8 protein-coding genes are annotated in these 11,822 nt (G+C 50.1%); 6 read left to right on the forward strand and 2 right to left on the reverse strand.

Annotated elements, in window-relative coordinates; translation table 11 throughout:
- Positions 1-1,193 (reverse strand): glycosyltransferase (locus LAT75_RS13250; RefSeq protein ID WP_291483155.1); only part of this gene is annotated, 1,193 nt, incomplete at its 3' end.
- 328 nt (positions 1,194-1,521) lie between these two features.
- On the opposite strand from LAT75_RS13250, the gene LAT75_RS13255 reads away from it, so the two are divergent.
- Positions 1,522-2,046, forward strand: a complete 525-nt coding sequence (locus LAT75_RS13255) for a hypothetical protein (protein WP_291483156.1) — start codon at positions 1,522-1,524, stop codon at positions 2,044-2,046.
- A gap of 192 nt (positions 2,047-2,238) precedes the next feature.
- Complete coding sequence (locus LAT75_RS13260; RefSeq protein ID WP_291483157.1) at positions 2,239-2,559, forward strand: hypothetical protein; 321 nt, start codon at positions 2,239-2,241, stop codon at positions 2,557-2,559.
- 79 nt (positions 2,560-2,638) lie between these two features.
- On the opposite strand, the gene LAT75_RS13265 is transcribed toward LAT75_RS13260, so the two are convergent.
- A complete protein-coding gene (locus LAT75_RS13265; protein WP_291483158.1) occupies positions 2,639-4,201 on the reverse strand; it encodes a DUF4301 family protein in 1,563 nt (520 codons plus the stop codon).
- Between the two features lie 251 nt (positions 4,202-4,452).
- Here LAT75_RS13265 and LAT75_RS13270 point away from each other — a divergent pair, with 251 nt between their 5' ends.
- From LAT75_RS13270 to LAT75_RS13285, 4 genes are all read left to right on the forward strand, one after another.
- Positions 4,453-4,797, forward strand: coding sequence for an STAS domain-containing protein (locus tag LAT75_RS13270; RefSeq protein WP_291483159.1), 345 nt, complete (start codon positions 4,453-4,455; stop codon positions 4,795-4,797).
- Between the two features lie 25 nt (positions 4,798-4,822).
- Positions 4,823-6,004, forward strand: coding sequence for a fused response regulator/phosphatase (locus tag LAT75_RS13275; protein WP_291483160.1), 1,182 nt, complete (start codon positions 4,823-4,825; stop codon positions 6,002-6,004).
- 112 nt (positions 6,005-6,116) lie between these two features.
- A complete protein-coding gene (locus tag LAT75_RS13280) occupies positions 6,117-7,430 on the forward strand; it encodes a wax ester/triacylglycerol synthase family O-acyltransferase (RefSeq protein ID WP_291483161.1) in 1,314 nt (437 codons plus the stop codon).
- A gap of 286 nt (positions 7,431-7,716) precedes the next feature.
- Positions 7,717-11,822, forward strand: a 4,106-nt coding sequence (locus LAT75_RS13285) for a cohesin domain-containing protein (RefSeq protein ID WP_291483162.1), incomplete at its 3' end; no start/stop codon positions are given.

Genomic DNA, 11,822 nt, shown 5'->3' on the forward strand with positions numbered 1-11,822 from the left:
ACGCGGTCTTCCCAGGTGTTTTGGGAGGCCCTTTCGTAGCGTTTTCTGGCTTTTTCCGGGGTGTTGGTTTCGAGTGCTTCCGTTATGGCATCTGCGAAAGCATCGGGGCCTTCGGCGAGCGAGATCACATCCCCGAATGATTCGATGTCCTCGGAAAAAGGCGTTGCAATTATGGGCTTGCCCGAAGCCAGGTACTCGTTAATTTTTAGGGGGTAAATGCTCTTGGTTACCTCGTTGCAGATAAACGGCAGGATGAGCGCGTCGAAGTGCGCGAGGTAGGCCGGCAGCTCGTCGATTTTTTTGGAACCGGGGAAGTGCAGGTTGGGGATGGCATCAAGGTCGATATCGGTATGACCGGCGTGGTTTCTCGGCCCTACAAGCACCACGTTTTTGTCGGAGTGAACCTCGCACACCCGTTTGATGATCTCATAATTCTGCCGGTGACAGATGTTGCCGGTGTAGCCGATAATCGGCCGCGCGATGTGCGCGATATCAGCCGGCACGGGCAGCTCATCCTCAAAAGCCTTCCGAAAGGTGCCGAAGCTTGCCGCGTTCGGCAGGTACTCGACCTCATCCCCCGAAAGCTCCGTGAGATCGCGCTGCAGCTGCCGCGAAGTAGCAAAGCTCACATCCGCGTTTTGGATGGCCGTAATTTCGCCGGCTGCCCCGTGCTTGCGCAGGTAAGGCTCAAGGGCCCGGATGTTATCACGCGACTGATACAGCACGGCTACAGGCTTAAACCAGGCTGGAAGCGTGGTGAGGTAAAGCGGATTGAAAGAGTTATAAAAGACAAATTCTTTATGCCCCAGCTCTTTAAGCGCTTTAAGAATACTCCGTGCCAGCACCTCATTGTTGCGGGTCTGAAGCCTGTTGTACAGCCAGCCTTCGTCGAAACTGTTGCAGGGTGCCATAAGGGGAGGGGTGAGGGCGTACAAATGAGGGGCAAACTGATCCAGCTTTTTCAGACCGCCGCGCCCGAACAGCAGCGCATTTTTACGATTCTGAACCGATGGCTTACTTCGCTCACGCAGGTAATCGGTGAAGGTGTAGGGGTAATCCACATAAATTACCGGCTGTTTTGCCGCGAATGTGCGGGCAATTGACCATGCCGCGGATGAAAAATCACCATCCCACCGGCTCATGCTGATCATTACTACAGGAATCTGAGCATTCAGAGGCAGAGAATCGGACATAACAGGGGCGTAAGCTTAGTAAGGTGGGTGAGGGCGGAGCCTGTTTCAGAATGAAGCGTTATTTAATTTATAAAAAACAATGGCAACATCAACGAAGTAATCCTTTCCGAATAACTATTCGTTTAATCGGCCCTCAAAAACGATGAACAAACCGGCTCAACCTTCCCGATTATAAAAAAAAGCCTTACATTAATTCTGATGTTAGATTAAATCTTAAAAAAATAAATTTGCCGGTTTTTGTAATTGGGTATTTAATTTGTTCCGGCAATACACACCAGGCTTATCTGACAGTTGTTTTGCAGATTCCGTTCAATAGTGTTACCTCCTGATGCCAGATCCGAAAAAATATTTTGATGCCTTCCGTTTAAAGCTCAATGATACGTCGAGCCGCGAAAAATCGGTTGACGATGCCCTGCGATTGCTGGAATCGACTTATTTCACCAGCGACGATGCCCAAAAGGAAGTCGAAAAAGCCCGCGATAATTCAGATAAGCACTTTAAAACCATTAGCCGTAAGGTTCAGGAGCAAAAAAACAAAGGCGGTCGCGAAGAGGTTTTGGATGAAGTGCTGTTTTTGCTCGAAAATGCCCGGCTGAATTCTGATGATGCACAGCGCGTAAAACGCAAACGACGCACCCTGCACGCATGGCTTCTGATCTTTCTTGGTATCGCGTTTATTGGCCTGGCTTCAGCGATGATTGTTTTTGACCCCCCTGCCTGGCTGAAAGGACCTACCCTTTATTACTTTAATCAGTTTGACGGTATTACCCAGGGGGATGTAATTGCAGTTTTGCTAATCGGGTTGGCTACATTTTTTATGCTGCTTGCTTTTCGGGAGCTTCGCTTTAAATAGGGCCCGCCCGGTTTTTTTAATTAGCAAACCATTTCTTTTATGTCCGGCACTTTTATAATAAAGGTTTTTGCTTTTGCACGATTTGAATTCAGGAATAATTTGAGTGGCCTGCTACGGGTGCCGGCACTTATGCTAACCGTATCTCTGTTATTGTCAGCCCCGGTTAATCCGGTACAGGCCCAATTCTTTTGCTTGCAGCTCAACGGCAGCGAAGTTACAGGGCAGGATGATGCAGAAACTACGCTTGGCCGCATCACAAATCGTTTTCGAACTGATTCGATATTTAACAGCAGCGGCAGGCACGGGAGCCGGTTTTCAAGAGAATCGGTCTGGAATTCTAACGGCACTTTTGGCAGCCGCTTTTCAGCTTACTCCGCAATGAATCCCAATGCCCTGAAACCACCCCGAATTATCAAAAATGGAAGGGTGATTGGCCATCTCACAGTCAACAGCAGAATTACCGGTGCCGTGAATCCCTATACCCTGAAAGGGGAATGTGAAGAACGCTTGTAAGTAAAACGGGGGGGCACATCCCGAAAAAAACGGAGTATTCCCCCCTCCTGCAAGCATTTAGCCTTAATCAGGGCCTGTGTTAATCCTGATGGGTAGGGCGGAGCAGGTCGTTCACGGTTTTCACGGGGTTGAAGGTGCTTACGGGTACTTCAACGAACAAGGTGATCCACTCAGCCATGGCTCCGTTCCAAAGGCCGGGCCGCTCAAGCGCTTTAAGGGCGCGGCCGTCGTAGGATTTGGACGCAATGAATGCTGTTTCCGGATCTGTGAACGAATCAAGGTTAAAAGAGCTGCCATTTGCATCTGTAAGGCTGCAAACGAGATCAACCGGGTTGAAATGCGTTGCCTGCTGTACAATCTCCATCTGCTGAGAGTCAGATGTATCCATCTGTGAGGATTCAACGATCTGAAGTTTGTTTACGGCTGATTTCTTATCAATCCAAAAAGGTCCTCCTCCCGGTTCGCCTTCATTTTTTACCATTCCGCATACGCGAACAGGCCGGTTCAGCAGGCTTAGCAGGGTGTCACGTTTGTCTTCAGCACCCAACCCGGCAAAATCATCCGGTAGGCTCAGGTTCAGGGTATCCGTACAAAGTGAGGCGGCCGAGTCGTGCGCCTGCACGTGTGCATCGGATTCAAGGGCGGCAACCGCTTCGAAAACTTTGGTGCGCAACCCGATCAGCAGGCCGCCAAGAACCTTCTTCCACAAAATGGTGTCCGGTTTGAGCGTGTCGGGCACAACATTGTCTATGTTTTTGATGAAAACGATATCGGCATCGAGTCGGTTGAGGTTTTCAAGCAGCGCCCCGTGCCCGCCGGGCCGGAACAGAATGTTACCGTTTTCATCGGTAAAAGGGGCATTGTCTTCATCAACAGCCAGTGTATCGGTTGAAGGCATCTGATTCGAAAGGGAAACTTCAAATGAAAACCCGCTTTTCCCAAACCGTTTTTTTATGGCTTCGGCTTCTGTAAGTAAAGCCTGTTCAAATTCCGGTGAAACCGTAAAGTGAAGGTTTACCTTACAATCAGATCCGGCAGCATACTGTGCGCCCTCCGAAAAATGCTCCTCGAGAGAAGTTCTCACTTCACCGGTTTCTGAATTACGGTGAAACTGAATCAGTGCTTTCGGGATGTTGGAATAACCGAGGCCCGGTTTACCAAGGGTGAATGCAATGAAAGGGCGGAAGCTTCCTGCAGCAAGCAGGGCTTCGGGCTCAAGGCCCTCATCCTTCATAGACTGAAACAAAGCGTCTTTGAAAGCAAAACGACTTAGGTTATCGATAAAAGTTTTCGCAAAGCGGCAGTTTGCATCATCTGCTGCCAAAACCTCAGGGGTAACTTCCGGATAGGTATTTACCATGTATTCAAGGTTTTTAAACATACGAGAGGCAGCTCCTGATGCAGGAACAAACTTCATAATTTTGAGGTCAGCATCCTCAAGAGCCTGCTCGAAGGAAAGGGCGAGCGCCTGTTGTTCCGCTTCACTGAGCTTTAAAATGCCGTCACCAATGGTTGCGGCCCTGTGAAGCCGGAGCGGCGGGATTCCCGCGCGGAAAAGAGAAAGCTGCCGCTCGGCTTCTTCAGTAGTTAAACCTCGCTGTTTAATCTGTAGTTGCACTTCTGTGCTGAATGGGCTGCTCATAAGTACTTTGGTTAGGGAAAATAGGATTGAATGATAATTGTGCTATTGGAAAAGTAGCCGTTTAAAATAATTCAGATATGGTACTTACCGTTTATTTGTTTAATTTATTCGATAGGTTTTGCCAACAATTTATGTGTTGCCTAAAAACCTCAAATGAAAGGCATTTAAGCAACTCCGTTCCTGCAAACAGCTCACACTTCATTAAGCTTATTTCGTGCCAGGTGTAAGGTTCGTAAACAGAATCAATTCGTATGGATTATATATCAAAGACCGTTCAAAATAAGAAAATTGCAATAATTCGGCCCGATTACACGGAAGGTACTGAAAGAGAAGCCGGCCCGCTAATGCTATGTATCCAGAAAGTTATCTCTGAAGATAACCCTGCTGCGATTATTATTAACCTTGGAAGCGTCACTTTCATGGATAGTAACTTTCTCGGAGGCCTTGTGAAAGGCTTGAAAGCTTCCCTTAAAGCAGGCTGTGAATTGATTCTTACAGACCTTCAGCCGCCTGTAAGGTCGATGTTTGAGCTTACTAAGCTTCATAATATATTTCAGGTTCATGCATCGGAACAGCATGCAGAGGAAACCCTATAAATTTTAGAAGCTGCCGCAGCTTAAAATGACAGACAAAACTCCTCTTACGGAAGATGAATCTCCCAAAAAGGTACTGCTCGTTGATGATGAGATAGCAATGCAGAAGCTTTTTGGATTCGCTTTGCGCAAAGGCGGCTTCCATGTGGTATCGGCTTCAAACGGGCGGGAAGCCCTCGATGTGCTTAGTGAAACCATACCCGATGCCATCGTTTGTGATATCATGATGCCGGAAATGGATGGCTTTGAGCTGCGAAACATTCTGAAGATGAGCCCTGAGCTGTATGAAATTCCTTTTCTCTACCTCAGTGCCTTCAACACGGAAGAAAACATCATAAAAGGCATAGATCTCGATGCCGATGATTTTATCTCTAAAACCGACGGCAGCAACGTTGTTGTTTCGAAACTCAAAAACGTAATCCGTAAACGGGAGCGCATTCGCAGTAAGCTTGTAGGGGAGATGCAGGCAGCATCGCATGCAACGGGCGTACTGCTCGACGCTCCTGATCCGCCGCTGGTTTCGGGCTACACCATTGAACATTTTCATGAATCTCATGAAGGCATACCCGGCGGCGATTTTATCGATTACACCGTTGTTAAAAACAACTTGTTGTGTGTTTTGGGGGATGTGATGGGGAAACGCTGGAAGGCATGGGTTTTCGCACATGCTTACGCCGCATATGTTCGCTCTTCACTTCGCGTTATGACCTCAGGTGACGACAGCGACAATGCCGGCCCTTCCCGAATCCTTAACCGTTTAAACCGGGTTCTGTTTCGCGACGACCAGGTCAATGAATCAACCCTGGCACTCACACTGCTTATGCTTAATCCGGATACGGGGGATGTTCGGGTAAGTAATGTGATGCAGTACCCGCTTCTTCACTGCCGTGCATCTGACCGCGTTGTTGCGGAAGTACAGCCTAAGTCAACAACGGTTTTGGGTATCAGACCCGAAGCTGATTTCGACGAACTCACCGTTCGGCTTGAACCCGGAGATGTAATTATAGCATTCACCGATGGCCTTTCCGAACTGTTTATGTCAGAAGATCAGGCCCGCGGCTTCCGCATGGTTAAAGAATGCCTGGCAGAACTCTTTGCAGAAAAAGAGCTGAGCGCTGCTTTAATCGTAAAAGAACTGCTATCAAAAGCAGGGGTTTCAGTTATGCGTGATGATGCTACGCTTCTTTTTGTAAAACGGGATATTGCCTGAGAGCAGCTCAATGGCGGTATGCAGCGCTCAAACTCGGTGAAAATAAGGCCTCCGAATCCACGATTGTCAGATATGCCCGGCATAACTGTTTTTAAACTAAACTGTTTGATTCGTGTCACAAGTATCCGCCCAAATACTCCGCGCTGAAGTACTTTCCGGTGCCGATTCGGCATGGCTGCGGATGGAACAGCCCGAAAACCAGATGGTGATCACGGGCATGCTGCAGCTCAGCAACAGACCCGGCTGCCAGGCGTTCAGAGAACTTATCCGACAGCGGCTGCTTATTTTTGCAAGGTTTCGGCAGCGGGTTATTAACCGGGAAACCATCCCACTGTGGGTACCCGACGAAAATATCGATCTTGATTACCATTTAAGGCAGGTCGATTTGCGGAAAAGCTCAACGGAACTAACACTGCACGCTTATATCGAGAAACTGCTGAGCATACCGCTTGATTTTGACCGGCCGTTATGGGAATTACATCTGGTTGAAACCGCCGGCGGAACAACCCTGGTTGCAAAGCTGCACCACTGTATCGCTGATGGAATTGCGCTTGTTCGCATTTTGCTTTCCCTTACTACAGTTGCGCCAGGTGGGGCCTTTTTTGAGCCGCACCGTGAATACAAGCCCGTAAGGCGAACAGGGCAGAGGCACTCGGGCCTGTTTAACTCTGCCGGTGATGGAATCAGGCGTATCACAAAAGCCCTCTACAAATTCGTGAGTATGCCGGCTGATACTGCTACGCACGTTAAAGGCGCCCTTCAGCCTCTGAAAAAAGCCGCATGGTCTGCTTCGGTGCCATTAGTTGAGGTTAAATTTCTTGCTGCTAAATACAAAGCGACCATCAACGACATTCTGCTCTGGCTTGCATGTGGTGCCCTGCGCCGTTATTTAACAGAAGCCGGCGAAAAACCCGAAACGGCATCTTCTTTCCGCGTTAGCATTCCTGTGAATCTGCGCGGCGACACAGATACCCTTATGACCGGCAATCAGTTCGGACTTGTTTTTTTGGAGCTGCCTGTTGGAATAGAAAACGGGCAGGAACGGCTGAGGATCGTGCAGCGCAGAATGAACGAAATCAAAGCCTCCGGTGAGGCCTGGGTTGCCTACGGTGTGCTCAGTTTATTGGGCAAAATGCCGCTCATAGTTGAACAATTTATTGTGAATTTCCTGAGTAGTAAGTGCTCCGCAGTTGTTACCAATGTGCCGGGACCAAGGCGCCCTTTATACCTTGCCGGTGCTAAAATCGAAGAGATTATGTTTTGGGTTCCCAAATCAGGGATGCTTGGGGTTGGCATCAGCCTGATCAGCTACAATGGCGGGGTGAGTATCGGTGTGGCATCCGATGCAAACAGGTTGCCGCAGCCTGAAAAAGTGACGCAATATTTCGTCGAAATGTTTGAAACAGAGAAAACGAAAGCGCTTTAAAAAAGATGTTTTGTCTGGAAATACTCCAGTCATAAAAAAGCGCTTTTAACGGTATAAAAAAAATCGAGCGAAAGACTTATTGTATCTAAAAATAGCGCATAATAATCTGTTATTTAGGGGTTTGTGAAAAGTGGTTCGTGCTTAACTAAGGTGAGAGAATTTGAAATAAAATAGGTATATTACATTTTATGTAAGCGCTTTCATTTCTGTGTTCTCAAGCTTCTTGCTCACATTACCCTCCTATGTATTTACAGGCGGATTAACCAAAACATTTAGATTCGTTGTAATGATTAAAGCAGCTAAAATCCTGTTCGCTGTTATTTTTCTGCTAAGCATCGGTTTGGGCAAAGTCTTTGCTCAGAACATGCAGTTTAATATTGAGTTCAGTAACCCCAACCCTCAGCCAGGGGAGCAGGTTGAAATCAGTTTTATCGCGGAAAACGCAGCCAATCTGTTTTACTACGGACTTGAAGTCGGGTACGAACCGGCTCAGGTCGAATTCGCCGGCATTCAGCCGGGCCCGCTGATGGGCAGTAACCCGCTCAGCATTGCCGATAATCTCAATGAAACAACCATTGGTGCAAGTGTAGTCCGTACCAGTGGCACCGGTGAAGGCGACGGTGAAGTTGTAACGCTTCTCTTCAATATCTCTGAAAGCGCTGCAACCGGTCCGCTCAGCTTTACCGTTCAAAACCCGGATGTTCGTAACGGAGCCGGGAACCCTGTTGCCGTTATTGTTCCCTCAGGCTTTACGCTAAATGTGCAGCCCGAATCGGAGGATACACGCACAGTTGTATTTCAGGTGGACATGAGCGTTCAGCGCCAAAACGGCAACTTTGATACTGGTCTGAATGATGTCGTGTATGCGCGCGGTGCCTTTAACGGCTGGAGCCTCGATAACCCCATGACCCTCATTGAAAATGATATTTACGAAGCTGAAGTGGAAGTCAGCGGACCGCAGGGGCAGAATGTTGAGTATAAGTTTTTCATCCAGGCCGGTGACGGGCGTGAATTGACGAATACTGGTTGGGAAAACTTTGACGGGAACCGCACCTTCACATTAGGCGAACCCGATGTTATGCAGGTGCTTGATAAGGTATTCTTCAGCAATGAACTGCCTGATCAGCAGCCGGAATTGCGCCCGGTCGTTTTCCGCGTAAACCTACAGTACTACATCGACCCGGAGATTGATCTCTTTAACCCGTCTTTCATGGATGTTTATGTGCGGGGTACTTTCAATAACTTTGGCCTCGCCGATCAGATGGAAGTAATCGACGATGCGGTTTATGAACTCACGGTTATGGTACCCGGTAACGAAGGGGATTCCCCCGAATTCAAATTCTTCGTTTTTGTTCCTGAAGAATTTGAGGATGACTTTCCTTTCCCCAACGACGGCTGGGAGCTTTTGAATGATGACCCCGACCTGAACCGCAGCTTTGAGCTCGGTCCGGCCGGCCAAACCCAGGATTTGGGGATGTTCTTCTTTAACGATATGATGCCCCCCGAGCCGCAGCCTTTCCGCCCGGTAAGCTTTTTTGTGGATATGAGCGTGCAGGAGCAGCTTGGAATTTTCCAGCCCGAATCGGGCGATGAAGTTTTTGTGCTTGGCTCTTTCAACAATAGTGATTTTGGGGAACTTGTGCCCATGTTGCTCACCAACAATAGTGTTTACACCGCTATGCCCGATATTTTCGGGAATGAAGGAGAAGAAATTCTGTACAAGTTCTTCATTCAGGCCGGTGATAACCGTGATTTGCCCAACGGCGGATGGGAAGTAATCCCGGACCGCTCTTTTATGCTTGGTGAAGCTTTTGAGCCGCAGGAACTGCCCGTCGTTTTCTTTGACGACCTGGAGGAAGTGCCGCAGCCCGAGGTTCGTGAAGTCGTTTTTAGTGTTGATATGAGCGTGCAGACCGCTCTCGGAAACTTCACCCCCGGCAGCGATGATGTTATCGCACTGGCAGGCTCCTTCAACGACTGGAGCGCAGTCGCACTGAGCGAATCCGGTGTGGAGGGCATCTATTCAATCACCCTGAGTCTGGAAGGGCAGGAGGGTGCTTCGGAATTCTACAAATTCGTGCTTAATAACGACTTCGAGCTCGAGGGTTTGGATAACAGGAGCTTCACCCTTGGTCCGCCGGATGTACAGCAGGTACTGCCTGTCGTTTTCTATGACGACAACGATCAGATGCCCGAACCCGAGCCTGTTCGCCCCGTCACCTTCTCTGTGAACATGAGCGTGCAGCAGGCCCTGGGCTTTTTTGATCCCGCCCTGGGCGATGAAGTGAACGTGCGCGGCAACATCAACGGCACGAACTTCATGAACAACTTCTTCATGGATCCCGCCGGCAACGGTATTTTTGATGTAACGATAGATGTGGAAGGCGAAACCGGCCTCGATATCGAATACAAATTCTTTGTGAAAGCAGGCGAAGGCCGTGAATTCCCGAATGGCGGCTGGGAAGTTATCGACGGCGACCTTGACCTGAACCGCAGCTTTACCCTCGGAGAGGCAGGCGATGCCCAGGTGCTCGACACCTTCTTCTTCAACAACGATGAGGGCGCAGTTGTGCCGGAACCCGAAGTGCGCAACGTAACCTTCCTGGTGGATATGAGCGTGCAGCAGGCCTCCGGTTTCTATCAGCCGGAAGTTGGCGATGCGGTTTGGGTAGGCGCAACTTTTAACGATTTCGAGCCGGTCAATCAGATGACGCTCGTTACTGACGGCGTCTATTCTGTCGGAATTGATGCGGAAGGCGACGAAGGCTTCCCCGTCGAGTACAAATTCTTCATTACCGCGGGAGACGGTCGCGAGCTTCCGTTCGGCGGTTTCGAGCAGATCGGCGACAGCCCGACCCTCAACCGTGTGTTCGATCTTGGCCCTGACGGCGAGCCTCAGATACTGCCGCAGGTGTTCTTCAGCGATGACGAGGGCGAAGTTGTTCCCGAGCCTCAGTTCCGCAACGTCACCTTCTTCGTGGATATGAGCGTGCAGCTCGAAAGCGGCTTCTACAACCCGGCAGCCGGAGATACCGTCTGGGTAGGCGGCGACTTCAACGGCTTCCAGGCTGTTGATTTCATGAACCCGGCTTTCGATGGCGTTTATGCAGCTTCGCTTGATGTGGAAGGGGATGAAGGAGCCGTTCTCGGCTACAAATTCTTCATTACCGCCGGCGACGGCCGCGAGCTTCCGTTCGGCGGTTTCGAGCAAATCGGCGACGATCCGCTGCAGAACCGTGAACTCCTGCTCGGCCCCGAAAACATCCCCGTAGTGCTCGATGTCGTTTTCTTCAGCGATGATGAAGGCGAGGTGGTTCCGGAACCCGAAGTGCGCAGCGTCACCTTCCTGGTGGATATGAGCGTGCAGCAGGCCTCCGGTTTCTATCAGCCGGGAGTTGGTGATGCGGTTTGGGTAGGCGCAACATTTAACGATTTCGAGCCGGTCAATCAGATGACGTTCGTCGCTGACGGCGTCTATTCTGTCGGAATTGATGTGGAAGGCGACGAAGGCAGCCCGGTTGAGTACAAATTCTTCATTACCGCCGGCGACGGCCGCGAGCTTCCGTTTGGTGGTTTCGAGCAGATCGGCGACAGCCCGACCATCAACCGCGTATTTGAACTTGGCCCGGATGCTGAGCCTCAGATACTGCCGCAGGTCTTCTTCGGCGACGAAGAGCCGGTTGAACCCGAAATCGTAATCGTATGGCCCGGCGATACCAACAATGATGGTATCGTGAACGAGCAGGACGTGCTGCCCCTTGGCATCTACTGGAACTTAACCGGCCCGGCCCGTGAGAATGCAAGTACAGAGTGGGCAGGGCAGCCGGCAGTAGTTTGGGAACCCGTTGAAGCTACCTTTGCCGACACAGACGGTAGCGGCCTGGTGAACCAAACCGACCTGCTGGCCGTAGGTCTGAATTTCGGGAACACGCACGGTGGTGCAGCTTCGGAGTCCGGCCCGATTGCCGAACAAATCCTGCCTGCACTGCAGCCCGGCGACCGCGTGCTGATCACCCTCAGCGCACCCTCCGAAACCCTGATTCAGGGTCTTTCCTATGCCTTTGGCGTGGATGGTGCAGCGCCCGAAAATTACATGGTGAGCAGTTACGAGATTGGCAGCTGGGGCGAGGTATGGCAGGGTACAGGCAGGCTGATCGAGTTTGATACTGTTCGTGAAGGCACCCTTTCAGGTGCTCGTGTACACCGCGGACAAACACAAGCTGAAGCGGCAACAGAGCTGTTCAGTATCGAAATCGATGTAATTCAGCCGATTTCAGCCGGTGCAGCGTTTTTTGTTCAGCGCGTAGCTTATGTGAGCGAGGCCGCTTCGATCGAAAACTTTGAAACTATCGTGCTCGATATTGAAGTGCAGACCGGCTCATCGGCCTCTGA

It is taken from the genome of Cyclonatronum sp., from assembly GCF_022565315.1.
Taxonomy (GTDB): domain Bacteria; phylum Bacteroidota; class Rhodothermia; order Balneolales; family Cyclonatronaceae; genus Cyclonatronum.